This window comes from Streptomyces cyaneofuscatus (genome assembly GCF_033109485.1).
Taxonomy (GTDB): Bacteria; Actinomycetota; Actinomycetes; order Streptomycetales; family Streptomycetaceae; genus Streptomyces; species Streptomyces cyaneofuscatus.
The window spans coordinates 6775850-6801942 of record NZ_CP137002.1 but is presented as its reverse complement, the minus strand read 5'-3'; the positions used below and the strand labels follow the sequence as shown (position 1 = coordinate 6801942).

At 71.6% G+C, this 26093-nt stretch carries 16 protein-coding genes; 5 read left to right on the top strand and 11 right to left on the bottom strand.

The features are described from left to right. The first annotated feature begins 326 nt into the window (after positions 1-326). A complete protein-coding gene (locus tag R2B67_RS29965; RefSeq protein WP_317822374.1) occupies positions 327-1400 on the top strand; it encodes a lytic polysaccharide monooxygenase auxiliary activity family 9 protein in 1074 nt (357 codons plus the stop codon). A gap of 91 nt (positions 1401-1491) precedes the next feature. Here R2B67_RS29965 and R2B67_RS29960 read toward each other — a convergent pair whose 3' ends face one another. From R2B67_RS29960 to R2B67_RS29950, 3 genes are all read right to left on the bottom strand, one after another. Beyond that, positions 1492-2385, bottom strand: coding sequence for an esterase/lipase family protein (locus R2B67_RS29960; protein ID WP_317822372.1), 894 nt, complete (start codon positions 2383-2385; stop codon positions 1492-1494). 177 nt (positions 2386-2562) lie between these two features. After that, the gene (locus R2B67_RS29955; protein ID WP_317824989.1) at positions 2563-3534 is read right to left on the bottom strand and encodes a DNA polymerase Y family protein; all 972 of its coding nucleotides are present in this window, start codon (positions 3532-3534) and stop codon (positions 2563-2565) included. A gap of 179 nt (positions 3535-3713) precedes the next feature. Further along, complete coding sequence (locus R2B67_RS29950; protein WP_317822371.1) at positions 3714-7277, bottom strand: DNA polymerase III subunit alpha; 3564 nt, start codon at positions 7275-7277, stop codon at positions 3714-3716. Positions 7278-7476: 199 nt separating this feature from the next. On the opposite strand from R2B67_RS29950, the gene R2B67_RS29945 reads away from it, so the two are divergent. Further along, positions 7477-8529 (top strand): DUF3533 domain-containing protein, encoded by a 1053-nt coding sequence (locus R2B67_RS29945; protein ID WP_317822370.1) that lies wholly within the window; start codon positions 7477-7479, stop codon positions 8527-8529. 7 nt (positions 8530-8536) lie between these two features. Here the strand turns inward: R2B67_RS29945 and R2B67_RS29940 are convergent, their stop codons facing one another. Next, positions 8537-12049 carry a HelD family protein gene (locus tag R2B67_RS29940; RefSeq protein WP_317822368.1) on the bottom strand — a complete coding sequence of 1171 codons (3513 nt, stop codon included), beginning with the start codon at positions 12047-12049 and terminating at the stop codon, positions 8537-8539. Positions 12050-12321: 272 nt separating this feature from the next. Here R2B67_RS29940 and R2B67_RS29935 point away from each other — a divergent pair, with 272 nt between their 5' ends. Beyond that, positions 12322-12813 carry a phospholipase gene (locus R2B67_RS29935; RefSeq protein WP_317822367.1) on the top strand — a complete coding sequence of 164 codons (492 nt, stop codon included), beginning with the start codon at positions 12322-12324 and terminating at the stop codon, positions 12811-12813. A 75-nt stretch (positions 12814-12888) separates the two neighbouring features. On the opposite strand, the gene R2B67_RS29930 is transcribed toward R2B67_RS29935, so the two are convergent. Next, positions 12889-13974, bottom strand: a complete 1086-nt coding sequence (locus R2B67_RS29930) for a S1 family peptidase (protein WP_455679982.1) — start codon at positions 13972-13974, stop codon at positions 12889-12891. A 352-nt stretch (positions 13975-14326) separates the two neighbouring features. On the opposite strand from R2B67_RS29930, the gene R2B67_RS29925 reads away from it, so the two are divergent. Continuing rightward, complete coding sequence (locus R2B67_RS29925; protein WP_317822364.1) at positions 14327-15238, top strand: alpha/beta fold hydrolase; 912 nt, start codon at positions 14327-14329, stop codon at positions 15236-15238. A 51-nt stretch (positions 15239-15289) separates the two neighbouring features. Here R2B67_RS29925 and fxsT read toward each other — a convergent pair whose 3' ends face one another. From fxsT to fxsA, 4 genes are all read right to left on the bottom strand, one after another. Next, positions 15290-19222, bottom strand: a complete 3933-nt coding sequence (gene fxsT / locus R2B67_RS29920; protein WP_317822363.1) for an FxSxx-COOH system tetratricopeptide repeat protein — start codon at positions 19220-19222, stop codon at positions 15290-15292. Then, on the bottom strand, positions 19219-20565 hold the full coding sequence (fsxC, locus tag R2B67_RS29915) for an FxsC protein (RefSeq protein ID WP_158689993.1): 1347 nt from the start codon (positions 20563-20565) through the stop codon (positions 19219-19221). The genes fxsT and fsxC overlap by 4 nt, the downstream gene beginning before the upstream one ends. Before the next feature lie 112 nt (positions 20566-20677). Beyond that, entirely contained in the window at positions 20678-23071 is a 2394-nt protein-coding gene (fxsBH, locus tag R2B67_RS29910) for a radical SAM/SPASM protein FxsBH, inactivated beta-hydroxylase extension form (protein ID WP_317822361.1), read from the bottom strand. A 52-nt stretch (positions 23072-23123) separates the two neighbouring features. After that, the gene (gene fxsA / locus R2B67_RS29905; RefSeq protein ID WP_317824988.1) at positions 23124-23240 is read right to left on the bottom strand and encodes an FxSxx-COOH cyclophane-containing RiPP peptide; all 117 of its coding nucleotides are present in this window, start codon (positions 23238-23240) and stop codon (positions 23124-23126) included. 262 nt (positions 23241-23502) lie between these two features. On the opposite strand from fxsA, the gene R2B67_RS29900 reads away from it, so the two are divergent. Further along, complete coding sequence (locus R2B67_RS29900; RefSeq protein WP_317822359.1) at positions 23503-24432, top strand: DUF4231 domain-containing protein; 930 nt, start codon at positions 23503-23505, stop codon at positions 24430-24432. An 18-nt stretch (positions 24433-24450) separates the two neighbouring features. On the opposite strand, the gene R2B67_RS29895 is transcribed toward R2B67_RS29900, so the two are convergent. Next, on the bottom strand, positions 24451-24930 hold the full coding sequence (locus R2B67_RS29895; protein ID WP_018515464.1) for a hypothetical protein: 480 nt from the start codon (positions 24928-24930) through the stop codon (positions 24451-24453). 191 nt (positions 24931-25121) lie between these two features. Next, on the bottom strand, positions 25122-26021 hold the full coding sequence (locus R2B67_RS29890) for a S1 family peptidase (RefSeq protein ID WP_317822358.1): 900 nt from the start codon (positions 26019-26021) through the stop codon (positions 25122-25124). Positions 26022-26093 lie beyond the last annotated feature (72 nt).

The window sequence follows — 26093 nt, the reverse complement described above, 5'->3', positions numbered from 1 at the left end:
TGGACGGAAGCCTCATCTACGAGGCGCACATCTCGGGCCAGTCCGAGGTAGAAGGAGAGAGCCAAACAGAGAGCCACCGGCAGTGACCGAGGGCGTACCCAGATGGACGGCAACGGGCGGTGTAGTGCTGCGACATGGGCTTCGCCCTCCTTACGTAGCGTCCCACCTGAGCCCCCTCTTAGCCCCTCCTTAAAGCGACCATAAGGATCCCCTCCACCCCGTCCCAGCAGGGTTTTTGGCCCTTCCGAGCGGCTAGCTTGCTGATCGCCGGGACGGATGGACGACCTGGCGCCCCACCGTTGTGCCGCTTTGAAGGAGAACCCTCCATGACCCCTCGTCGCAAGGCCGCCGGGATCGTCGCCCTCGGCTTCGCACCGTTCGCGCTGGCCGGACTCACCGCCACTCCGGCGCTGGCCCACGGTTCGCTCACCGACCCGGTGAGCCGGGTGTCCGCGTGCTTCGCGGAGGGGCCGGAGAGTCCGGTGTCGGCGGCGTGCAAGGCGGCGGTCGCGGCCGGTGGGACGCAGGCGCTGTACGACTGGAACGGGGTCAATATCGCCAATGCGGCCGGTAAGCACCGTGAGTTGATCCCGGACGGCAAGCTGTGCAGCGCGGCCAACGACAAGTTCAAGGGGCTCGACCTGCCGCGCGCCGACTGGCCGGCCTCCCCCGTCAAGGCGGGCAAGCACACCTTCAAGTTCCGGGCCACGGCCCCGCACAAGGGCTCCTTCGAGCTGTACCTCACCAAGCCCGGCTACGACCCCACGAAGCCGCTGGCCTGGTCGGACCTGGAGGCCAAGCCCTTCGCCCAGGCCACCGACCCGGCCCTGGTGGACGGTTCGTACGTGTTCGACGGGACCATTCCGGAGGCGGCGGGGCGGCAGCTGATCTACACGGTGTGGCAGCGCTCCGACTCCCCCGAGGCCTTCTACGCCTGCTCCGACGTGGACTTCGGCGGCGGGTCGGCGGGGACGGGCGGTGCCGGTGGTGGCGGTGACAGTCAGGAGGAGAAGCCTGCTGGTGAGGCGCCCAAGCCTCAGGAGAGTGCTCCCGCGCCCGCCCCCTCCGCTCCCTCCGAGGACGCGATCACCGAGGGCGCCGAGAAGTCCTCCGTCGAGCACAACGGGCACGGCGACGACGACGCGAAGACGGGGGCGAAGGTCAACGCCGCCGCTCCCGCCGCCCCGGCCGCCGAGACCGAGGCCGATGCCGGCGCGGAGCAGGGCAATGCGCCTCAGGCCAACGCCGCCGGGCAGGAGGACGTGCTCGCCGAGACCGGTGGGTCGAGCAGCAGCACGTATCTCGCGATGGGCGGGGCCGCCGTGCTCGCCGTCGGCGCTGCCGTGCTGTTCTCCTCGCAGCGTCGCCGGGCCACCGCCTCCGGCCGGCACAGCCGCTGACCCACGCGTAGCAGGTCATGAACACGGGCCGAGGTCGCTGTCCGTCCCACCGGACAGTGGCCTCGGCCCGTCGTGGTTCGTAGCTCGTACGTCAGCCGATGACCGAGGAGCAGGTGGTCGGGGTCGCGCGCGCCGGGTCCAGGGCGTTCGCCACCTCGTGGAAGGCGATCCGGTCGATGGTCCCGATCGCCACGTGCTCGGACAGGTCCAGCGGGCACAGGTCCTGGAGCAGGACGTTGCGTACGTTCGGACCGTCCAGGTACTGCGTGCGGTACGGGGTCACCACCTGGTCGTACTTGGTGGCGATGACGGTGTAGCGGACGCCGGGGACAGTGTCGCCGCCCGCGGTGAGCTTGGTCATGAAGGGCGAGCCCGCGACCTGGTCGGCGAGGCCGGGGGTCTTGTCGGTGATGAACTTCTCGACGCCGGGGAAGTACGGCAGCAGCTTGGTGAGGCCGAGCAGCGTGGTGCCGTGGTTGTCCGGGGCGAGGCCGATGAGGGCGTTGACCTTGGGGGCGCCGCCCAGGAACTTCAGGTAGTAGTTCGGCATCATGCCGCCCTGGGAGTGGCCGACGATGTCGGCCTTCGGCGCTCCGGTGGAGGCGAGCACCTTGTCGACGAACACGTCGAGCTGTTCGGCGGACTTGTCGATGGGGCCGAGGCCGTGGAAGAACGGCACGCCGGGGAGCTGGCCGTAGTCGAGGGAGAAGACGCAGTAGCCCCGGTTGACCAGGTAGGGAGCGAGGAACAGCCAGTTGTCGACCGAGTTCCCGAAGGTTCCGTGGACCAGGACGACGGGGCGGGGATGGGCGGCGGAGGGCTTGCAGGAGTAGTCGTTCCAGCCACGGGAGGTGGCCGCCGCGGCGGTGGGGGCAGCCGCCGTCGCGGTCGCCGTGGGGGCGACCAGCAGGGTGACGGCCAGCAGGAAGGCGGCGAATACGCTGCGCGTGCGGGGGACGCGCGCAGCACGGAACCAGGGCAGCATCGTGTGGTCTCCTTGCGGCTCAAGGGAGGTGCGATGGCGGTGCGCCCTGTGGCCCGGACCACAAGCTTTATGTGCTCATGCCAAATTACGCATGAGTAAGGTTGGGTGGGAAGTTACGCGTCGGTAAAAAATGGCGCGGACTCACCGTAGATCGGGTAGAGGCGTCAACCCCGCCATTCAGGCCGCGAGTCCCGCCGGCTTCACCGCACCCGGCCCGAACCTCTCCCGCAGCCGGTCCGCCACCTCCTCGATCCGGCGGGACCGCTCGTCCGCCGGGTCGAAGGTGAGCTGGCGGGAGGCCCGGCTCGCGTCGGCCAGCCCCTCCGCGCGCAGCGCGATCCCCCGCACCCGGGCCCGCTGGAGCCCGAAGGACTCGTGGATCCGGTAGGCGAGCGCGGTGAGCGCCGCCGAGTGCGCGGTCGGCTCCCCCAGCGTCCGGCTCCGGGTCAGCGTCGCGTAACCGGTCCGGTCCGCGTACCGCACCGACACCGCCAGCGACCGGCACACCTGCCCCTCGCCCCGCAGCCGTGCCCCCAGCTCCTCGGTGAGCGAGAGGAGGGCTCGGCGGTGCTGCTCGGGGGACAACTCGTCGCGCGGAAAGGAGCGTTCGGCGGCGAGGGAGCGGGCGGCGGCGTTCGGGACGACCCGGGTACGGTCGATGCCCCGCGCCCGTTCCCACAGCTCACGTCCCGTCCGTACGCCGGTGATGCGCTGGAGCGTGGCCAGGGGTGTGGCGGCGATCCGGCCGACGGAGTCGAGCCCGTAACCGCACAGGGTGCGCGCCGTGGCGGCCCCGACACCGTCCAGGGCGGCGGCCGGGAGCGGCGCGAGGAAGGCCGCCTCCTCGCCCCGGTCCACCACGAAGGTGGTCCCGGGCGCGGCCCGCCGGGCGGCTATCCGGGCCACCATGGGGTTGGCCCCCGCGCCGATCGCGCAGTCCACCCCGTGCAGGGCGAGCGCCCGGACCCGGATCACCGAGGCCAGGCCCTGCGCGTCCCGCCCGAAGTAGCGCAGCGCGCCGCCCACATCGGCGAGCGCCCCGTCGGGCGGTGCGGCCTCGACGACCGGGGTGAACGCGCCGAGCAGGGCGAGCAGCCCGGTGTAGCCGGCGCTGTCCGGGGGCCCGCCGGCGGTTCTGCGGAACCGCAGGTAGAGAACGCCTGCCGGATCCTCCGCCACCACGCGCTCCCCCAGGACACCTGCCGGATCCTCGGCCAGCACGCGCTCCCTCAGGACGCCTGCCGGATCTTCCGCCGCCACGCACTCCCTCAGAACGCCTGCCGGATCCGCCGCCACGCACTCCCCCAGGACGCCTCCCGATGCCTCCGTCATCCCGCGCTCCCCTGCGACTGGTGCCACAACTTCCTTCCGGTGGGCGTCCCTTCGCCGGGTGGCTGAAGGTCGGCCCAGGGGTTCATCTCGTAACCGGTCTCCATCCGTATACGACGCCCGGGCCCGGGTTCCGCCTCCTCACCCGTGTCCTTCTCCGACTCCTCCTCCGCCAGCCGCGCCGCCACCGCGTCGAGCCCTCCGGTGCGGCGCAGTTCGGCCAGTTCGGCGAGGTTCCAGGCGGCCGCGCCCACCACGCTCAGGCTGCGCGCGCCGCGCCGCTGCACCACGCCGCGTACCAGCAGCAGCCAGGAGTGGAAGACGGTGTGCGCGCAGGCGGCGTGGCTGTCCTCGAAGAACGCCAGGTCGGCCAGGCCGCTGCCGTCGTCCAGGGTGGTGAAGACGACCCGGCGGCCGGAGCGCATCGGCGGCGTCTGGGTGGCCACCTTGGCCCCGGCGACCAGCACGGTCTCACCGTGCCGGGCCTCGCGCAGCCGCTTGGCGGAGACCACGCCCAGCTCGTCCAGGAAAGCCTGGTGATCCCCCATCAGATGGCGGGAGACGTCCATGCTCAGCACCCCGAGCTCGGCGCTCAGCCGCTCCGCCTCGTTGAGGTCGGGCAGCCCGACGGAGCCCGTGCGGTGTCCGTCCCCCAGCGGAAGCTGCCCACCGCGGGCACCGGAACCGGAGCTCCGGTGGGCGCGGTGGAGCTCGGAGAGGTGCAGCAGCAGATCGCGGCGGTTGGCGCCGAAGGCATCCAACGCGCCGACCTGCGCGAGCCGTTCGGCGACCGGGCGGCCCGGGCGGGCCCGCTGCCAGAAGTCCAGCAGCGAGGCGTACGGCTGCCCCTCCTCGATCCGCGCGGCCTCGGCCTCGCTGATGCCGTGGACATCGGAGAGCGCGAGCCGCAGCCCCCACGCCTCTTTCCGTTCTTTCCGCCCCTCTTCATCATCAGACGCCAGTTCGATTCGATGAGCGACCGCCGACCGGTTCACATCCAGCGGCAGCACCGGCACCCCGCGCCGCCGGGCGTCCGCGAGCAGCAGCCGCTTCGGGTACATCCCGGGGTCGTGCGTGAGCAACCCGGCGTAGAAGGCGGCCGGGTGGTGCGCCTTGAGCCAGGCCGATTGGTACGTCGGTACGGCGAACGCGACGGCGTGCGCCTTGCAGAAGCCGTAGCTGCCGAACGCCTCGATGATCTTCCAGGTACGGGCGATCACCTCGGCACCGTACCCCCGGGCCGCCGCGTGCCGGGCGAACCAGACCTTGATCAGCCCTTGCGACTCGGGGTGGGAGAGTCCGCGGCGCACCCGGTCGGCCTCGCCCCGGCCGCAGCCGGTCATGATGTTGACGATCTCGATGATCTGCTCGTGGAAAACGACCACGCCATAGGTGCCGCGCAGGGGTTCTTCCAGGTCAGGGTGGGGGTAGCGGACCGGCGCGCGGCCGTGCCGGGCCTCGATGAACGGCCGCACCATGTCGGCGGCGACCGGCCCGGGCCGGAACAGCGAGATGTCGACGACCAGGTCGTGGAAGGTGGCGGGCTGGAGCCTGGCGACCAGGTCGCGCTGGCCGGGCGACTCGATCTGGAAGCAGCCCAGCGTCTCGGAGGTGCGGATCAGCCGGTACGTCTCCGGGTCGCCCGGCGGCACGGCGTCGAGGTCCACCACCGCGCCCGAGGCGCGTTTCACCTCGGCGACGGCGTGCGCCATCGCCGACTGCATCCGTACGCCCAGCACATCGAGTTTGAGCAGCCCGAGGTCCTCCACGTCCTCCTTGTCGAACTGCGTCATCGGGAAGCCCTCGCCGCTGGTGGGCATGGTCGGCGTACGGTGCAGCAGCCCGGCGTCCGAGAGCAGCACCCCGCACGGGTGCATGGCGACGCCGCGCGGCAGTGCGTCCAGCCCCTCCACCAGCTCCCAGAGCCGCCCGTACCGGTCCTGGTTCCGCGCGACCTCCTTCAGCTCGGGCAGCTCCTCCATCGCGGCGCGCGCGTCGCGGGCCCGGATGTGCGGGAACGCCTTGGCGAGCCGGTCGGTCTCGGCCGGGTCCATGGAGAGCGCGGCACCGACGTCGCGGATGGCGTGGCGGACCCGGTAGGTCTCGGGCATGGCGACGGTGGCGACGCGTTCGGGGCCGAAGCGTTCGATGATCCGACGGTAGACGTCGAGGCGGCGGGCCGATTCGACGTCGATGTCGATGTCGGGCAGGACGAAGCGCCGCTTGGAGAGGAAACGCTCCATGAGCAGCCCGTGCTCGACCGGGTCGGCGTGGGCGATGCCGAGGAGGTGGTTGACCAGGGAGCCCGCACCGGAGCCGCGCGCGGCGACCCGAATGCCCATCTCCCTTACGTCGTCGACGACCTGAGCCACTGTCAGGAAGTACGAGGCGAAGCCGTGGTGGGCGATGATGTCCAGCTCCTCGTGCATCCGGTCCCAGTACGCGCGGTCGCGGTCATGGCCGCGCAGCACCATCCCGGCGGCGGCCCGGGAGGCCAGCACCCGCTGGGCGGTACGCCGGCCGGCACCGACCAGGTGGGGCTCGGGGAAGTGGATGCCGCCCATCCCGAGGTCGGCGGCGGGGTCGACCCGGCAGGCGTCGGCGGTGTGCCGGGTCTCCGCCAGCAGCCGGGCCGCGGCGCCCTGCCCGAGGCCGGCGGCGGAGGCGATCCGCTCGGCGGCCTCCCGCATCGCACCCTCGCCCTTGAGCCAGCGCTCACCGCTGTCCAGGGGCGAGCGGCGCGGGTCGACGGGGACGAGCCTGCGGGCGGAGTCGAGGACGTCGGCGATGGGGCCCTGCCCCGGGTCCGCGTACCGTACGGCGTTGGTCAGCACGGCCCGTACGCCCTGGTCGGCGGCGAAGCCGAGGGTACGGGCAGCCAGCCGCAGCGATCCCGCCCCGGCGCCCGGGCGGCCGTGGTCGACGGCTTCGAGGCGCAGGTCGTCGCCGTACATCTCCCGCCAGGGCACGAGCAGCGCGGCGGCCCGGTCGGGACGCCCCGCGGCGAGCGCCCGGCCCACCTCGGAGGCGGGCCCGAGCAACACGGTCAGCCCGTCGGCGGGCAGCGCGGCCCGGCCGACCAGGGGCGGCCCGGTGACGCCGGACGGACCGGACCCGTCGAGCGGACCGATGGCGTCACCCGCGCCCCCGGTATCCCCGGCGCCCCGCGCATGGGCGGCGGTCACGAGCCGGCACAGCTCGGCCCAGCCGCGTGCGCCGTCCCGGGCGAGGAAGGTGACACGGGGTGCGGATTCATCGACAAAGGCACCACCGCGCGCGGGAGTGCGCGGGCGCACGGCAGCCTGCCCTGCCTGCCCAGCCCGCCCCGCCCCCTCCGCGTACGAGGCCACCGCGAGGTCCACCCCGAAGAGCGGCCGGATCTCGACGTCCCCGTCCCGGCAGGCCTTGGCGAACCGGACCGCCCCCGCGAGGGTGTCGCGGTCGGTCAGCGCGAGAGCGCCCATCCCCCGCTCGGCGGCCCGCTCGGCGAGCCGCTCGGGATGCGAGGCCCCGTACCGCAGGGAGAACCCCGAGACGGTATGGAGATGCGTGAAACCGGACATCCGCACCTCCTGAACCGTTCCGACCGTTCTGTCACTCACCACCCCCTGCTCTCCACCATAGACCAGCTTCGAACATTCGTACGATATCCAGTGTGCACCCGACGGTCGGCGGCGGCTCCCGCACGCGGGGCCGCATGACCTTGAGCCATTCGGCCCCGCCCCGCCTGCGCCCCCACCGGCCCGCCCGGACGGTGGGGGCATGACTTTCGTCGACGAGGTGAAGAACGCCGTCACTCCACGGGCCGCCCTGCTCGTCATCGGCGTGCTCGGGCTGCAACTGCTGTTCATCGCCTCCTACGTCGGCGCGCTGCACAAACCGAAGCCGACCGATGTGGCCTTCGGGGTGGTGGCCCCGCAGCAGATGTCCCAGCAGCTCGTCAGCCAACTCGACGGACTTCCCGGCGGGCCGCTGGACCCCCGCACGGTGGGCAGCGAGGCCGAGGCGCGCGAGCAGATCATGAACCGCGACATCGACGGCGCCCTGATCGTCTCGCCACAGGGCCGCACCGACACCCTGCTGGTGGCCTCCGGCGGCGGGACCGTGCTGTCCAGCGCCCTGGAGCGGATCCTCACCCAGGTCGAGGCGGATCAGCAGCGGACCGTACGGACCGTGGACGTGGCGCCGGCCTCCCCCGACGACTTCGACGGGCTCTCGTCCTTCTACCTGGTGGTCGGCTGGTGCGTCGGCGGCTACCTCTGCGCCTCGATCCTGGCGATCAGCGCCGGCACCAAGCCCGCCAACCGGCAGCGCGCGCTGATCCGGACCGCGGTGATGGCGGTGTACGCGGTCGCGGGCGGCATCGGCGGCGCGGTCATCATCGGCCCGATCCTCGGCGCCCTGCCCGGCAGCGTCTGGGGGCTGGCGGGCCTCGGAGCCCTGGTCGTCTTCTCGGTCGGCATGATCACGCTCGCCCTGGAGGCCCTCACCGGCATCGTCGGCATCGGCCTGGCCGTCCTGATCATCGTCATCGCGGGCAACCCGAGCGCGGGCGGCGCCTTCCCGCTGCCGATGCTCCCGGACTTCTGGCGGGCGATCGGCCCGGCCCTCCCACCGGGCGCGGGCACCTGGGTGGCCCGCTCGATCGCCTACTTCCGCGGCAACGCGGTCACCGGCCCGCTGCTGGTGCTCTCCGCCTGGGCGGTGGCGGGGACGGCGCTGACCTTGTTGTTGTCGATGCGGCGACGGGGCGGGCAGGACGACGGGAGCGCGGGGACGGTACCGCCGTCGGCCGGCGGGTCGACGGCTGTCTGAATCCGCTTCACACCGGGCCGCCTCCCAGGGCGGCGGCGACGTCCTGGCCGTCCCAGCTCTGCTGCGGAGTGCGCCACAGGACGTGGACGCCGAAGACATCGTGGACCGTGGCGGGCGCCCACTCCTCCGCCGGAGGACCGGCCAGGACGAGGCAGAGCCGGTCGGCGCCCACGGCCAGGGCATGGTTGATCTCGCGGAGGCGGGCCGCTCCCGAGCGGAGATCGGCGTACGAAGTGAGGTCCGCGCCGAGCACCTCGTAGAGCAGGTGCTCCTCGTCGGTCACACAAGCGACGTCGACGACCGGGTGCTCGGGCTCCGGCTGCCGGTCCGCGCGCAGAAGGGCCGCCTTCAGCTCGAAGCGCACCGCCTCGTGGGTCTTGCAGGTGCGGTCCGCTGCGGCCGAAGTCGCCAGGAGCTGGGGAAGACCCGTGCTCGACTCCGTCTTCTCCGGTGCGGCGGGGGCGGCTGTCGTGGTGGTCATGGGTTCAGCTTCCTCAGGCTCGGAGGGCGGGGGCGTTTCGGACGACTCGAACGGCTCGGGGTACTCGCGCCGGGAGACGGGGAGCTGGTCCTCCGTCACCGGGTCGGTCGCGGCGTGGATGCGTGCCTCGATGGTCCGCCAGGCCTTGTCCAGGTCCTCCGCCCAGCCGCTGCGCTCCAGTTCGGCCCGGAACCGGTCCAGGTCCGGCGAGCCGGCAGCCGGAACGCGGTGGGCGGCAAGGTCCCGCAGGGCGTTCAGACGTGATCTGTCCGGGGAGCCGAGGACGCGCCAGACGTCCAGCCAGTCGTGCTGGTCCAGGCGCAGGCAGCGGTTGGCCATGCCCTTGAGCTCCGAGAGCCGCGGGCGGAAGTCGTCCGGAACGCTCCCGCCGGCCAGTTCCGCGACGACCCCGAGCGCGGCCGCGTAGCGCGGGGCCATGGTGGGCGAGATGGGCCTGCGGCCGCGTTCGTCGACCGTGACGAAGCTGACGCCGGAGAGGTGGCGAAGCACCCAGGCGTCCAGTTCCGCACCGGCGGTGGGCGGCGCGGAGCCGTGGCGTACGGCCATGAGCAAGGGGCGGTCCATGGGGGGTGAGATGGCCTCGACCCGGTAGTTGCCGCCGGTGGTGTGGCCGACCACACGGATCCGGACGTCCGAACCGATCTCCGGGATGCCGCTCTCCGCCGCCGGTACGGAGTCGGTGCCGGTCCCGGATTCGGGAGCGGATTCGGGGGCGCGAAGCTGCGGTTCCGCCGGGGCGCCGCCTGTGTCCGTCAGGGCAGCGGGGAGCGGCGCGGTGTGCAGGACGGTCAAGCTCTGTGTGCTCCTGGTCAGCGCGATGTAGAGCTGGCGCAGTCCGGAGGGCCCCCGGTCGGCGATGGTGGCGGGTTCGACGACGAGAACGTGGTCGTACTCCATGCCCTTGACCTGACGGGCGGCCAGGACCGAGACCGCCTCCCGTTCCTGCCGCCTGATCCCGTCGGCGGCGTCCAGATGCCGGCCGATCTCTTCGAGCCAACCGGAGTCGTCGGGCACGATGACGGCCACGGAACGCAGCGTGCGTCCGTCGTTGCTGCCTACCAGGCGGACGACCTGAGCGACTGTGTCGCCGAGCAGCTTCCACGGCTCGGTGGCAACCGTCCGTACGGCGTCCGCTCCGGCCGCCCGTACCGCCCGCGGGTAAGGAAGGGTGGGGGCGACCGCGCGGGCCAGCGGAGCGACGAACGCCATGATCTCGGCGGGTACCCGGTAACTGGTGGTCAGTTCCTCGACGCGCCAGTCACCGTGGTCGGACAGGAGCGTGCCCAGCCGGTCCCATCCTGGATACGGATACGGGCCGGTGGCCTGGGCGAGATCGCCGAGCACGGTCATCGATCCGCCTCTCGCGACCCGGCGGCGCAGGGCACGGGCCTGCATGGGGGTGAGGTCCTGGGCCTCGTCGACGACGATGTGGCCGTAGCGCCGCGGCGGCTCGCCGGTGATGAGGTGGCGGAGTTCCTCCAGACAGACACGGTCGTCCAGGGTCCACGGGTCGTCCTCGGCCCGCTCGGCCCGGGGGCGGTGCAGCGTGGCCTGCTCCTCCTCGTCGAGGAGGCCGTCGGCACAGGCGCGTAACAGCTCGGGCGAGTCGTAGAGGCTGCGCAGGGCCTCCCGGGCGCCCGGTGAGGGCCAGGCGCGGTCGATGAGGCGTTCCACCTGACGGTTGCGTTCCAGGCTGCGGCGGATGGTGCCGTCCGCGCCACGGCGCGGGGCAAGAGCGGCCAGTTCCCGCAGGAGCCGGTCGACGAGCAGGCTGCGGAAACGGTCACGGCGCTCGCGGTGGGCGCCCTCACCGCTGCGTGCCTCGTCGAAGAGGGCGTGAACCTCCGTACGCGGAATGCGCAGCGTCGTGCTGCCCGCGGTGACCGTGAAGGCCGGTTCGTCGCCCGCGAAGGAGGGGGCGGTGAGGAGGCTGTCAACGGCCTCAGGACGGCACTCATGCTCGACTCGGCGTTGCAGGACGGCTGCCATGCGCTCGTCGGACTTCACCAGCCGCGCCTGCGGGGCGTCGGCTCCGAGAACCTCACCGTCCCACAGACGGGAGAGTTGTACGGCATTGACGTCACGGGTGCCCAGCGTGGGCAGCACCTGACCGACGTAGTCGAGGAACCGCTGGTGCGGTCCGATGACGAGAATGTCCTGGGCCGTGAAGTGACCGTTGTTGACGAGCCAGGTCACGCGGTGCAGACCGACTGCGGACTTTCCCGTGCCCGGCCCGCCCTGCACGACGAGGATGTCGGAAGGCGAGCCGGTGACCAGGTCCAACTGGTCACGGCGGATGGTCTCGACGATGTCCCGCATGCGGCCGCCGCGGGAGCGCTGGAGCTCGCGCAGCAGGAAGTCGTCCGGCTGGAGGGACGGACGACGCCGTCGCCGGGCGATGTCGGCGGGGGTGCGGGCCGGCGGGCGCCTGTCGGCCGCTGTGGTGTCCGCCCCCTCCACCGCTGTTCCTTCGTCGGCGGAGGGCTCCTGCACAGCGGTGTCGTCCCCGGCCTGCCGGGGTGCCGGTACGGCCGGCAGCACGGGAGGTACGGGAGCAGGGACAGGGACGGGGACGGCCGGAGCGATGTCGTCGAAGTAGTCCTCGACGACGCGCTGTACGCAGCGCAATTGCCGCCGCAGAGTGATGTCGCCGGGCGTCTGCGGTTGTACGGCGGCCCACTTCGTCGCCATCGGGCTGGTCCACAGCACGACGACGGTGTCCCGGGTCCGGACGTCGGAGACGGCCCGCCGCCCGATGTACCAGGGCCTGGGCTCGCTTCCTGGCTCGTCCGGCGCGTCCACACGCGCCGTGACCAGTGATTCGCCGCCGAGCCCGTCGTACGCCGCCGCCTTCTCCTCGGCGTCGAGCCGGTTGGCGATGCCGTCCTTGTTGCTGGCGGCGGCCGTGGCTGCCGCCGTCCCGGTCATTTCGGCGAGCCGCTCGGCGTAGCAGTCGTACGCGCGGTCCACGGCCTTCTGCTCATCGGCGATGACCTGGTCGCGTGTGGTGGTGTTCATCCGCTGTCCCCCTCCCTGGCAGCGGCCGGTGGAACGCCCGCTACGGGCCCGAACCCCGCATCGCCAACTTAACCATCGGAGAGGGCCTCATGACTGCCGGTCAGGATTCTGCTCCGGAGCCGGTACCCATCTGACGTCCACCCCAATTCCTGATGTCAGGTCGGCACAACAGCTATGCATGACAGGTGCATGACGACATTCTGGAGCGGCCTCGTACACCCGACGAGGAGCACGGCCAGGACAGCCCCTTTCCACCCCCACGGAGGTCGCTCATGCGTCGTCGATTCATGGCTCCGCTCGCCGCAGTCGCCCTGTCTCTCCCGCTCGCCCTGATCACCGCCCCTTCCGCCGCGGCCGCCCCCGCCGACAAGCCCCAGGTGCTCAGCTCCTGGACCCAGACGAGCGCCTCCAGCCACAACGCCTGGAACGCGGCCCGCAACAACCAGGGCGCCTGGGCCGCGTACGGCTTCGACTGGTCGACGGACTACTGCAGCAGCTCCCCGGACAACCCCTTCGGCTTCCCCTTCCAGACCGCCTGCGCCCGCCACGACTTCGGCTACCGGAACTACAAGGCCGCCGGCACGTTCTCCGCCAACAAGGCCCGCATCGACTCCGCCTTCTACGAGGACCTCAAGCGCGTGTGCGCCGCCTACTCCGGAGCGAAGCGGACCTCGTGCAACAGCACCGCCTGGACGTATTACCAGGCCGTGAACGTCTTCGGCGTCGCCCCGGCCAAGGCGGACTCCACCGGCCTGGCTGCCTGAGCGCAGGCACGGGAGAGGCCCCCGGCGGACCGGGGGCCTCTCCTCTCTGCCGTGATGCCGTGATGCCGTGTTACGTCAGCCGATCTCGGCGCCGTAGGCGGCGAGCGCCTCAGGGACCGGCTGGAAGAACGTCGTGCCGCCCGAGGAGCAGTCGCCGCTGCCGCCCGAGGTCAGGCCGAGCGCGGTGTCGCCCGCGAAGAGGGCGCCGCCGCTGTCGCCCGGTTCGGCGCAGACCGTCGTCTGGATGAGGCCGTTGACGATGTCGCCGTTGCCGTAGTTGACCGTGGCGTCCAGCGCGGTGACCTCGCCGTCGTGCACCTGGGTGGTGGAGCCGCTGCGGGTGACCTGCTGGCCGACCGTCGCGTCGCCCGCCTGGGTAATCGCCTGGGTGGAGCCGTTGTAGAGGTTGACCTCGCTCGGGTGCTCGGTGTCCGAGGTGTACTTGACCAGGCCGTAGTCGTTCTCCGGGAAGCTGGAGCCCTCGTTCGCCCCGATCTCCGCGCCGCCCTGGGTGTCCGACCAGCTGGTGACCCCCTCGGTGCAGTGGCCGGCGGTCAGGAAGTACGGCTCGCCGTCCTTGACCACGTTGAAGCCGAGCGAGCAGCGGGAGCCGGAGCCGAAGATCGCGTCGCCGCCCGCGATCAGCGGCTTGAACTCGCCCGCCGACTTGTTCAGTTCGGCCTTGCCGCCGAGACCCTCGACCACGGCCGAGAGCTTCTTCCAGGCCGCGCCGTCGACCGTGCTGTCGGCGGTGACGAGGACCTTGTTGCTCACCGGGTCGACGGCCCAGGAGGTGCCCGGCATGGTCGCCTTGTCGGTGAGGGTCTGCCGGGCCGACTTCAGCTCGGCGAGGGAGTGCTCCACGACTCTGGCCTTGCCGCCCGCCTGGCGGACCTGCTCGGCGGCGGCCTCGTCGACGACGTTCACGACGAGGGCCTTCGCCTCCGTGTCGTAGTACGAGCCGGCCGCGTCCGCGCCCAGGTCCCGGTCGAGCGTGGTGGCGAGCTTTCCGGCCGCATCCGCGTTGAGCGTCTTGACCGTGAACTGAGGGACTTCGTCACTGGCGTTCGCACTCTGGAACGTGAAACCCGCTACGACCAGGGCGGCCACGGCCGATCCGGCAACCGTCGCGCGCTTCCTGGATATGCGTCGATGCTTCAACTTCGACCTCCTGTGGGGCCGTGTACGGAGCATGTGGGGTGCTCGTACACGGAGGATGGGGCGCCCACTATTCCGAGGGGGCCGGGAGCACACAAGGCCGACTTCCGGACGTGCACACGACACCGACGCTTCACCCTCGTGATGTTCACTTACCGCGGGTCATGCCATGTCGGTTCCGTTTGCGAACACTCGGTGCAACCATCGGCCGCCCCTGGGTGAGGACTAGTCCTGTCCTGTTTTCGCCCCCAAAACGGGCCGACCGGAGGTCGACAAGGAGTGCCGGTTGCCGCCCTGATGGGTCATCATCGGAAGGTCGGCAGACGCCGGGGGGAACCGAGCTGAGGAGGCGCGGGTGCGCAATCGGGTGCGCGCGGCGGACGGGCGGCATCTGATGGTGGAGCGGCTGGGGGACCCCCGGGGCAGACCGGTGTTCCTGCTCCACGGGACGCCCGGCAGCCGGCTCGGGCCCGCTCCCCGCGGCATGGTCCTCTATCAGCGCCGTACGCAACTGATCACCTACGACCGCCCGGGGTACGGCGGCAGCGACCGGCTGGAGGGCCGCCGGGTCCGCGATGTCGTCGAGGACGTCCGGGCGATCGCCGACTCGCTGGGGCTGGAGCGGTTCGCCGTGGTCGGCCGCTCCGGCGGGGCCCCGCACGCGCTGGCCTGCGCGGCGCTGCTGCCCGAGCGGGTGACCCGTACCGCCGCCCTCGTCACGCTGGCCCCCTGGGGCGCGGCCGGTCTCGACTGGTTCGACGGGATGGCCGCCTCCAACGTGCTCGCGTACTCCACGGCCGCCGCCGACCCGGACTCCCTCGCGGAGTCCTTCATCGTCCGCTCGGCGCAGATCCGGCAGAACCCGGTCCGGCTCCTGGACGATCTGCGCCGGGAGCTGACCGACTCCGACCGGATGGTGGTCAACGACGTGGGGATCCGGTCCATGCTGCTGCGCAACTACAGCGAGGGGTTGCGCACGTCGGCGTACGGCTGGATCGACGACGCCATCGCGTTCTGCAGCCCGTGGGGGTTCGACCCGGCCCACATCACCGGCCGGGTGCTGCTCTGGCACGGGGTGAAGGACGTGTTCTCGCCGGTGGGCCACTCCCGCTGGCTCGCCGGGCAGATCCCGGGCGCCACCGCCGTACTGGAACCGGCGGCGGCGCACTTCGACGCGCTCGCCGTACTCCCCCGCATCCTCAACTGGCTGCTGGACGAGCGGGAGCCCCCGGGCGATCCGCTGCCCGCCACGGCGCCGGGGGGCTGAGAGGAGGGCGGCCGCTCGCCCCCTCTCAGGGCGGGCGGCCGCCCGCCCCCCTCACACCGCCAGCGGTTCCAGTTCGCGCCGGAAGCGCCGCTCGTCCCGGGCGATCTGGGTCAGCGGATGCTCGTCGCCGAGCTGCCGGGACAGCTCGCCCAGGAGCTCGGACCGCAGCTGTGCCGCCTCCTCCTCGCGCCCCATCGCGTCCAGCGTGACCGCCATGTTCGAGATCATCGCCAGGGTCTCGGGGTGGTGGGCCCCCAGCGCCGCCGTCAGTTGCGTCGCCAGCCGCTGTTCCGTCTCCAGCACCAGGGGCAGATCGCCGCGGTCCGCCGTGGCGTTGGCCAGGTTCATGACGCAGAAAAGCGTGTTCGGGTGTTCCCGGCCGAACCGCTCCCGCATCGAGGCCACCACCAGCTTCAGGATCTGCTCCGACCGCTCCGCCTCCCCGGTCCCCGAGAGGTAGACGCTCAGGTTGTTCTGGGCGGCCAGGGTGTACGGGTGCTTCTCCCCCGGCACCTTCATGTACTGGTCCACCACCTCCTGGGCGGTGTCCCGGGCCTGGACCGCGTCCCCGGCGGCGAACAGGTCGGCCGCCAGGTTGAGGTCGCAGGCCAGCGAGTCGGGGTTGGCGGAGGTGTACTTGGCCCGGTAGCGGGCGCGGGTGGCGACCGTCAGCCGGTGGGCGTCCTCGAACCGGCCGGCCCGCCGCAGCGACACCGCCAGGCTCTTGGCCGCGCTCAGCGTCGTCGGGTAGGTGCGGCCGAGCGTCTCCTTGAAGCTCTCGTAGGTGCGGCTGAGCAGGCCCACGGAGTCCTCGTACCGCCCCACCTCGCGCAGGTCCCGGGCCAGGTTCATGGCGGAGGAGAGGGAGTAGGGGTGCTTCGCGCCGAGCACCTCGGTGCGCCGGTCGTAGACGTCCTGGTCGATCTCGCGGGCCCGCGCGTACTGGCCGATGCTGCGCAGGTTCAGGGCCAGGTTGTTGGCGGCCGCCAGGGTCCTGGGGTGCGAGTCGTGGAAGATCTGGCTGAAGCCGTCGTGGGCCTCGGTGGCCAGCTCGATCGCCTGCCCGTAGTCCCCGAGCAGCCCCAGGTCGATCGCCAGGCTGCTGGTGGTCATGTAGGTGTGCGGGTGCTCCGGGCCGAGCACCTCCCGCTGGCGGTCCAGGGTGAACTCGTCCAGCTCCTTCGCCTCCACGTACCGCCCGCGCGTGCGCAGGATGTTGGAGAGGTGGAAGCAGAGGTAGAGGTACTGCAGGTCGCGCTCGCCCAGCATCTCCAGCCAGGTCTGCCGCAGCTCCTCCCCCAGCGCCCCCGCGGTCCTGACGTCCCCGCGCTTCCACAGGTAGCGGACCCGGTCGATCAGGAGCCTGCGGGTCTCCGGCTCCTTGCAGTGGCGGGCGTCGGAGGGGCCCAGGTGCGGCCAGATCGTGGCGAAGCGCGGCCAGGTCTCCGGGTTGTCGATCGGCTCGTCGTCGTCGGGCCGGGCGCCGGCCAGGATGCGGTGGACGACGTGCCGGGCCTCGCGCTGCTCCTCCTCGGAGAGCTGGGCCTTGATGACGGCCTGGACGAGGCGGTGCACCTGGATGGAGTTGGAGACCTGGTCGACCTTGGCGAGGGCGAACCGGCCGATCTCCCGGATGACCCGGCCCAGCACCAGCTTCTCCTGGAGCGAGGAGTCGTACGGCTTCAGCGCCTCGATCATCTCCTTGCTGTAGAGCAGGTTGGCGGAGATCGGCTCGGGGGCGAAGAAGGCGCAGAGCTGGAGGAGGCGCACCGCGGCGGGCGAGCGTTCCTTGAGCCGGGCGATGGAGATGTTCCAGGTCGCGGCGACCGGTTCCGGGTAGCCGGCGGGCTGGTTGAGGGAGAGCACCTGGGGCGCCTGCCGGCCGAGCTGTTCGAGGTAGGTGTCGATGGGGGTGGCGGTCTCCGCGATCCAGGCCGCCGCCTGCTCGACGGCGAGCGGCAGGTCGCCCAGGGCGGTGGCCACCTGATCGGCTTCATCGTCGGTCAGCCCCGAGGCCCGGCGCTGGAGGTGCTCGATCGACTCCTCCCGCAGGAAGACGTCGACGGGCAGCGCGTCCCCGTGCTGGGACCAGCTCTGGTTGCGGGAGGTCACCAGGATGTGGCCGGAGCCGCCCTGCGGGAAGTAGCGGCGCAGCGCCTCGGGGTCGTCGGCGTTGTCGAAGACCAGCAGCCAGCGGTCCGACGGCACCCCGCGCCGCAGCAGGTCGACGGCTTCCTGGGAGGCGGCCGCCATGTCCTCGCCGCCCTGGGCGCCGAGCCGGACGGCGAGTTCGGCGAGCGCGGCGACCACGTCGTCGCCCTGCTCGGACGATATCCACCAGACCAGGTCGTAGTCGGCCATGAAGCGGTGCACGTACTCCAGGGCGACCTGGGTCTTGCCGACGCCGCCGAGCCCGTACAGGGTCTGGGGCTGCGGCAGGACGACGGCCATGCCGCCGCCGAGCTGGTCGCGCATCCGCTCCAGGACGAGGGAGCGGCCGGTGAATCCCGGGTTGCGGGGCGGTACGTTCCAGATCCTCGGGACGGTGCCGGGGAAGCGCGGTCCGGGCGAGACCCCGTCGGCGGGCTGCACCGGCCGGTCCAGGGCGCGCATCAGGGCGGTGGTGGCGTGCACCTCGTCCAGCCGGAAGAGGTCGACCGGGTTGCGGTCGATGTACGGCGCGGACAGCCGTACGTCCCCGACGCGCAGCGGCAGCAGCTGGCGCCGGCCGCCGCCCGGGTCCTCGGCGACGGCCCGCTCCCAGAGGTCGACCGCGCGCTGCGACTTGAGGTAGGCGCTGGAGAGCAGCACCACGGTACGGGCGGCGCTCGCCGGGGTGACCGCCGGTTCCGGGGCGACCGGTTCGGCGGAGACGTCGCGGGGGACGACCCGGAAGCCGGCCCGGGTGAGGACCGATTCGATCCAGTCGGCCCACATCCGGTTCTCCGCCACATAGCTGAGGAAGAGGTCGGCGGGCAGGGCGGGCCGGCGGCGGGTGAAGGCGTCGCGGATCCGCAGGCGTACCTCTTCGCCGACCGGGGGCATCGAGGTGATCTCGCGGTCGGTGATGACCGCAGCGAGCCGTTCGAAGGCGGAGAGGAGGGAGTTGGTGAGCCCGGCCTCGTCGCCGAAGGTGGCCAGCGTCTCCTCGTACGCGTAGTACGGGCGGTAGGGGATCTCCACCGCGCCCCAGTAGGCGGTGAGTTCGTCGCCGGACAGGTCGCGGGGCAGCCGGTCGAACTTGAGCCGGGCCAGCGCCCGTCCGGCGTCCGCCTTCTCCTTCTCGCCCTCGTCGATGCGCATGGGGACGGGGAAGATGGAGATGGGCCGGCCGGTGTAGCGCTCGGCGATCTGGCGGGCGACGGAGGCGGCGCCGTCGATGGACTGGTCGCTGAGGGTGAAGCAGTCGACGAGGACGTCGGGGAGGTGGACGGTGCAGATGTCGGCGATGTCGCTGAGGCCGGTCCGGCTGTCGATGAGGACGTAGTCGTAGTTGGCCTTCATGTCCTCGCGCAGCGCGTCGAAGAAGTGGCCGCCGCCGAGCCGGTCGTAGAAGTTGTCCCAGTCGAAGGTGGAGACGGTCGCGCTGTACTCGCGGTTCTGCCGTCCGGCGGAGACGAAGTCGAGGGTGCCGCCCTGCGGGAACTCCCAGCCGAGCGCCTCGGGGGTCAGCGATACGGCGTGCGGCTGGATGCGGGCGTAGTCGCGGTGCCAGTCCTCCGCGCGCTGGGCGGGGCTGGTCGCGGCCCAGGCGTACTCGGTGATCAGGTCGATCACGCCGGTGGTGGCGCCGAGGGTGGCGGGGTCGAGGAAGGGGTGGAAGAACCGGTGGAGTCCGGGTGCCTCCAGGTCCCAGTCGACGGCCAGCACCCGCTTGCCGTTGGCGGCGAGGATCCAGGCGGTGTTGGCCAGGGCCATGGTGCGCCCCGTGCCGCCCTTGTACGAGTAGAAGGTGACGATGCGCCCGTCACGACCGGCACTCATAGGTCCTCCGCTTCCGTCGCAGGGTCGTGCGGGTCGGGTGTGTAGCTGGTGTGGCCCATGGGGCCGGTCAGCCGGGTCCGTTCGCCGTGCCCGCCGCCGGTGACCGGCGGGTAGGCCTTCGCGTGCTTCAGGTACTGCTGGGCGGCGACCTCGACGACCTGGGGCAGGATCTGGCCGAACGCCTCCATCGTGGGCACCCCCCTGGCCGCGGCGCGGCAGAAGGTCCGCCCGTGGCGCATCTTGGCCGGCATGGTCGCTTCGAGCTTCTCGGTCAGTTCGGCCTCCGCCGCCCGGCTCTGGTGGTCCTCGCGGCTCCACGGCACGACCATGGTCACCCAGGGCCGGTCCTCCGCGTCGAAGGCGGCGAGCCTGCGGCGGCGGTCCTCGTCCTGGAGGGCCCAGCGGTCGACGAGGAGGATCTCGGGGGTGGTGGGCGGGGACTTCCCCTCGGGCCTCCCCGACTCCTCGTCGAACGAGGTTATCTGCGCCTGGTAGTTGAGCGAGCGCACCAGCTCCTCGGCGACATAGGCGAGCGGGCGGGCGGCGGCCGGGTGGTAGGGGTTCCAGTCCTGCGGGTGGTCGCCGTAGTAGTCGCCGTCGCGCCCGTCGGGCAGGTCGTGGCGGGTGGGTGCGGCGATGGTGATCCGCATGGGCCGGGGGGCGCCGACCCCGCTGCTGGGGGAGCCGAAGGCGCTGGGGGCGAGACGGTAGTCGACGGGTCTGCCGGTGTCGATGCGGACGGTGTCGGCGACGCGGACGATGCGCTTGGCCAGTTCGTAGACGGCCCGTTCGTATTCCTGGGCGAAGAGTCTGAGCTTGATGAGGCCGTAGAGGCCGTCGGTGACGTACCGGTCCCCGAAGTCGCGGTGGTTGAACTGTAACCGCTCGGCGGATCCCGGGAGTTGGCTCGGCGGCACCGGTACCCACAGGGCCGGGACGATCGCCTCGGCGGGCTGGTTGGAGCGGGCCCGGTGGTGGATGGCGCGCTGCTCGAAGGCGTGCCACTCCTTGCCGCACATCTCGCTGGCGAAGTAGCGCGGCGAGAACAGCGGGACGAAGACCCGGCAGGTGGCGAGGACTTCGCCGAGCCGTTCCGACCAGCCCTCGCCGGAGCGTATCTCGCGGTCCATGAAGCCGGGGGACGCGCCTGCGGGAAGGTCCGTCATGGCCAGCACATGGCCGCACAGGTCACGGAAAAGGCGTTCGACCCACATATCGGGGTCCGTTCCGCTGCCGTGGCCCGGCGTGTGGGCGTAGCTCAGAAAGAAGTACGGTCGATGGTCCGCCGCTCGCTGCTGCGTCGATGCGTGCACACGACCCCCGTCCTGTGTGAGCACTCGCATCCGAGGAGGAGGAAAGGAAATGCGAGCGAATTCATCATTCCGGAGCGGACTGCACTCCACCCCCCTGCCGTTCGGTCATTGAACGCTATTTTTCAGTCAAGCGTTCCCCTGTTCACCGCATTGCGGCGCGCTCCACATCGGTTGTGCAACCGTTCCTCCCGGATGTCCCGTGTGTACCGTTGATCTCTTTGCGCATCACGGCGAGCAATTGCTTTCCGTCGACGGTCGTTTCCGCCGCCTCTTCGATCATGTCGAGCGCTTGCGGGACCCCGGCGAGGAACCGTGGTGCGAAGAGGCCGAGCCCGACCCGCTCATAAGTCTCCGACAGCAGCCGGGAAAACGGAACGAACTCCTCCTGCTCCTCCCGCTCCTCCCGCTCCTCCTGCCAGGGCATCCGATGATCCCAGGAACCGTCCGAGGCGTACAGGTCCGTGACCTCGGCCAGGGCCCGGAGTTTCGTCCGCCGGAACCCACGCAGCAGGGCGGTCGCCAGGGTGTGGGGGTCCTCCCCGGCCGCGATGCCGAGCGCCCCGTACCCATGGCGGCCCACCTGGACCGCCTCGCCCCCGGCGAGCGGGGTGAGCGTGGTGAGGACGGCCGCCGCCTCGGCCGCCTGCTCCGGCACGGTCTCCGCCAGCAGCTCCCAGGCGGCCGCGAGGGAGGCGGACCAGGCATCGGCGGCCGGCGGGGAGAGCCGCTGGGCTGCGGGCGCGCCGAAGCAGGAGCGGTACGGATCGAGATCGTCCAGTACGAGGGTGGGTACGGGACCGGGCCCGCCGGCCGCCTGTACGGCCCCGGGCCCGTCAGCCGCCCGTACGGCCCCGGGCCCGCCGGTCTCCCGTACGGCACCGGGTCCCCCGGCCGCGAGGCGGCGTACGGGCGACCAGTGCGGGCTCTCCCCCGCCCCCCGCGCGATGTGCAGCGCGCCCCCTCCGGTGTGGACCGTGAACCCCTCGCCGTCACCCCGCACCAGAGCCGTCCCCGTCTCCCCCGCCCCGCCGGCCCGGACCTCCCCGAGCGTCGGCAGGAAGAGGCGGCCGTCGCGGTGGGCCACCGGGACGGCCAGGTCGAGCCCGGCGTGCACGGCGGCGGCGGCCACCGAGGCGGCGAGCCGCTCCACCGGGGGGCCTGCCACCGGCCGGCCGGCCCGTACCGCCTCCAGGGCGTCCAGCAGCCAGGTGCGGGTGTAGGGGTGGGCGAGGACCACGTCTAGGGCCGCCTGCCCGGCCGGGTCGCTCTCGACCTCGGCGGCCAGCGCCCACGCCGTCTCCCAGGTCTCCCCGCCGGCGCCGTCGAGGCTGTCGTGGAGGGCGGCGAGCAGGGTGCGGGTCAGATCCTGCTGGTCGGCGAGCAGTTCGTCCGGGTCGCGGACGGCGGGCGACTCGGTGGCGGCGGCCGTCCGGTCCTCGATGCCCCGGATCAGCGCGGCCAGGTCGGCGCAGTAGACGGACGGGTTGTCGAAGCCGCCCGGCGAGCGGTAGCGGTGGGTGTAGAGCCCGCCGCCGCACGAGCGTACGACGGGGCAGCGACGGCAGGTCTCGCTGACGCCGGCCAGGCCGAGCTGGCGCGCCCGGACCCCGGGGTGCGCCGCGACCTCGTCGAAGCTGTGGGTGAACACGTCGAACCCGGTGGCCGCGGCGCCTTCGTAGGCGCTCTTGAGGGAGTCCACCTGTTCCAGCTGGCCGTCGGTCTCGACGACGACCAGGTCCGTGGGGGCGAGCCCGAGGGACTCGGTGAGGCTGGGGCCGCCGCTCAGGGTGGAGAGCACCGAGGAGAAGAGGCGGACCGGCACCGGGCGCCCCTGCTCCTGCCAGCGGTCGAAGACGGTGAGGAGCCACTCGGCGTACGCGGTGGGGGATCCGTCCGGGCGCGGCGGCGGCTCGTCCCAGGTGGCGTGCGGGAGGAGGAAGTCGATGAGCGGCGGTTCGAGTCCGGTGAGCGCGTCGAGGACCGCGACCGGGTCGTTGGCGATGTCGACCGTGCACAGGAGGCCGAGATCGAGATGGCGGTAGCGGTCCTGCCGGAGCAGTTCCACGGCCTTGAGGACCAGGGGGTGGCTGCTGCGCCCGTCGGCGTAGCGGCGGTGGCGGTCGTTGGCGGCGCGGTCGCCGTCGAGGGAGATGCCCACCTTGACGTCGAACTCGTCGAACAGGTCGAGGTAACGGGGGCTCAGCTGGAGGCCGTTGGTGTGGATGCGCAGATCCAGCTCGGCGATGCCCGCGAGGGCCGAAGTGAACTCTTCGCAGACGTGGCGCAGTCGGGCCGGTCCGGCGAGCAAGGGCTCCCCTCCGTGCAGGATCACTGTCACGGAGGGCAGGGCGTGGGTCCTGGCGTGTTCGGCCAGGCGTTGAGCCGTCCGGGAAACAACATGGTCAGAGATTGTCTTGGGCCGGGTTCGCCAGCTCTGATCAGCATGTTCGTAGACATAACAGTGGTCGCAGGCCAGATCGCACCTGCTGTGAACCTTCAGAACGATTTCGCGGAATGGGACCGCGGGTCCTGTCATTCCGTCAGTCTAGTCCAGCGTTCCGCACCGGAATGCGGCCGTGCGGAGCGCCTCAGAGAGCTGAGTTGAAGGTGGAAACACGGGAGGGGCGGCCGGTGGCCGTGGGGATCACTCGCGCAAGCTTCCGGGCGGCGGAGCCACCGGAAATGTCGATCTTGGCGAGCGGCACACGGCGCGTCTTCGCATCAGCGAAGAGAGGGGATGATTCGTAGGTCTTCACGGCCGTCCTAGGGGGGCTCGTTCCGGTCAGGGGGACAACACCGGCAGTTGCACCATTGCAGTGCCTGGCGGCACGACTTTACTCTCATGACCTAGGTGTGCAACTCGTGTCGCACCCTCGTAAGCCGAGTGACATACGGGACTGCTCCAAATGGTCCGGAATCTTTCATTCCGACAACGGAGCCCCGACTACATGGGATACGGGAGTGAACATGACGGCGATTCCCGGACCTCTTCAGAGCATGGTCTTCAGGAACGCCGACCTGCCCGCCCTCTTCCACCGTACGGACGCCATCGCGGTGTCCCGCCAGCGTGAGGCCGTGAACACCACCAGGGTCCAGCTGGCGCTGCTCGTGGCGGGCACGGTGCCCGCCGCGCTCCCCTGGCACGCCGAGGACGGTCTCGCCGTCCAACTTCTTTACGGCGCGGCGGTGTTGGCGTACCTGGGTGTCCTGTTCACGACCTACCTCGCCTCGCGCCGCAAAGCGAAGTCGCACTGGCAACTCAACCGCTCCGCGGCGGAGTTCATCAAGTCCCTCTGCTGGCGTTACGCGGTCCACGGCTCGCCTTTCGAGAGCTCGACCCACCACCCCGAGGCGCTGTTCGCCAACCGGCTGGAGGAAGGGCTCCAGGAACTGCGCAAAGTGGGCTGGGCCGATCCGCGCGAGGTGATGACGGACGCCGACGGGGCGGTCATCACGGAATCCATGCGGGAGTTACGGGACAAGGCCTTCACCGTACGCAAGGAGACCTATGTACGGGACCGGCTCATCGAGCAGCGGCGCTGGTACCGCAGACGGCGGCTGGTCTCCCGGCGCGGCGCGCTCGTCTGGTCCGGGGCGATCGTCGCGCTGACCCTGCCGGCGCTGGCTCTGAGCGTGGCGCAGACCTTCGGGGTGGGGCGCTCCCTCGGGCTGACCGGGGTGCTGTCGGCGGCCGCGGCGGCCTGTCTCGCCTGGAACGAGCTGCGCCGCCACCATCCGCTGATCTCCGCGCACTCCCTGGTGGAGGACGACCTGGAGTCGATGCAGGCGGCGATGGAGACCACGCTCACCGAGCGGCAGTGGCCGGTGGCGGTGTTCGAGACCGAGCGGATCGTCTCGCCGGAGCACACGGACTGGCTGGTGCGGCACCGCACATGACGTCCCGTCAGGCCGAGATCAGCCCCGCTCCACGCCGTCCCGCCAGATGACGGTGACCGGGCGGCCCAGCGTACGGGCGTAGTCCACGATGTCGCCGGTGCCGCCGAGGCCCCGGGCCGGGCGGCCGTCCCAGACGGCGAGCAGCAGGTCGCAGTGGTCGGCGATGTAGGCGCCGGCCGCGTAGTACGCCTCGTCGGTGGAGTGCGGGAAGTCCAGCCGGACCTCCTGGGCGGCACGGGACTTGAGCAGCCGGTAGCGGTCCAGGTCGGCGGTGGACTCGAAGCAGGCCTCGTAGTCGCCGCTGGGGATGACCACCGTCAGCTTGGCGCCGCAGTCCAGGGCGAGGCCGGCGAAGAGCTGGTCCGCACCGACGGCCAGGCTGGAGAGCGCCTCGGTGGCCCCGTCGAGTCCGCACAGGGCCGCGCGCAGACCGGCGAGGACATGGGTCCTGGCACCGTCGGGGATGGAACGGTGACCGGTGATTCCGATGCGATTCACGGAGCTGGGACCCCCTGGTGTCGGCGCTTCGCGTGCGACCGGTCGTCGCGACATCCTCTCAAGAGCCGGGGGGCGCACGGGAGCCCCCGTCCGGAATTCCGGACGGGGGCTCGTATGTACGGACAGCGCCGGGCGTGGCCGGTGCGCGGGCCGGGGAACCCGTGCGCCGGTGGGGATACCCGGTGCGCCCGTCAGTAGACGCTGACGCCGTACGCGTTCAGGGCCTCGACGACCGGCTGGAAGAAGGTCGTGCCGCCGGAGGAGCAGTTGCCGCTGCCTCCGGAGGTGAGACCGATCGCCCGGGTGCCGGAGTAGAGGGGGCCGCCGGAGTCGCCGGGCTCGGCGCACACGTTGGTGCGGATCATGCCGTACACGACGTCGCCGCCGCCGTAGTTGACGGTGGCGTTGAGGCCGGTGACCGATCCGCTGCGGGTGCCGGTGGTGGAGCCGCGGCGGGTGACGGCCATCCCGACGGTGGCGTTGGCGGCGCTGGTGATGTCCTGGCCGCCGACCGTGCCGTCCTTGGGGATGGTGGTGTTCGTGTAGCGCACGATGCCGTAGTCGTTGTTCGGGAAGCTGGAGCCGGAGGCGTTGCCGAGCACGGTGGTGCGGGCGGAGTTGGCGTACCAGGTGCCCGTGCCGTTGGTGCAGTGACCGGCGGTCAGGAAGTAGTACGTGGAGCCGCTGCGGACGTTGAAGCCCAGCGAGCAGCGTCCGGTGGCGGAGTAGATCGCGTCGCCGCCGGAGATCAGCTTGTTGAACTTCCCGGGCGTGCGCTCGATCGTGAGAGCCGAGGCGTTGGCGCCGGCGGCCTTCTTGATCTTCGCGATCTCCGCCTGCGTGACCGTGCTGTCCACGGTGACCAGGAGGCGGTTGGTCTTCGGGTCGACGTTCCAGGCGGTGCCCGCGATGTCGGCGCCGAGCACGGCGTCGCTCGCGGTGGACAGCTGGGTGGCGCTGAACGTACCGGTGGGTTCGGCACTGGCGGTGGGGACGGTGAACGCCGCGACGGCGGCGAGTCCGGCGAGGACGGCCGTGGTACGGACGCGTCTCGCCTGGTTGTGGCGGGGGTTGGTGCGCTTGATCCTCACTTCGGGTTCCTCCGAGGGGAATCGGGGGCCCTCCTGTGGGGTGGCGGGCCCGTGAGGCGCAGCCGGGGGCCT

Bases quoted from the DNA above. Each gene is read 5' to 3' on its own strand.
- R2B67_RS29965 (WP_317822374.1), top strand. From the start codon at position 327: ATGACCCCTCGTCGCAAGGCCGCCGGGATCGTCGCCCTCGGCTTCGCA.
- R2B67_RS29960 (WP_317822372.1), bottom strand. From the start codon at position 2,385: ATGCTGCCCTGGTTCCGTGCTGCGCGCGTCCCCCGCACGCGCAGCGTA.
- R2B67_RS29950 (WP_317822371.1), bottom strand. From the start codon at position 7,277: ATGTCCGGTTTCACGCATCTCCATACCGTCTCGGGGTTCTCCCTGCGG.
- R2B67_RS29945 (WP_317822370.1), top strand. From the start codon at position 7,477: ATGACTTTCGTCGACGAGGTGAAGAACGCCGTCACTCCACGGGCCGCC.
- R2B67_RS29940 (WP_317822368.1), bottom strand. From the start codon at position 12,049: ATGAACACCACCACACGCGACCAGGTCATCGCCGATGAGCAGAAGGCC.
- R2B67_RS29935 (WP_317822367.1), top strand. From the start codon at position 12,322: ATGCGTCGTCGATTCATGGCTCCGCTCGCCGCAGTCGCCCTGTCTCTC.
- fxsT (WP_317822363.1), bottom strand. From the start codon at position 19,222: ATGAGTGCCGGTCGTGACGGGCGCATCGTCACCTTCTACTCGTACAAG.
- fsxC (WP_158689993.1), bottom strand. From the start codon at position 20,565: ATGCGAGTGCTCACACAGGACGGGGGTCGTGTGCACGCATCGACGCAG.
- fxsBH (WP_317822361.1), bottom strand. From the start codon at position 23,071: ATGACAGGACCCGCGGTCCCATTCCGCGAAATCGTTCTGAAGGTTCAC.
- R2B67_RS29900 (WP_317822359.1), top strand. From the start codon at position 23,503: ATGACGGCGATTCCCGGACCTCTTCAGAGCATGGTCTTCAGGAACGCC.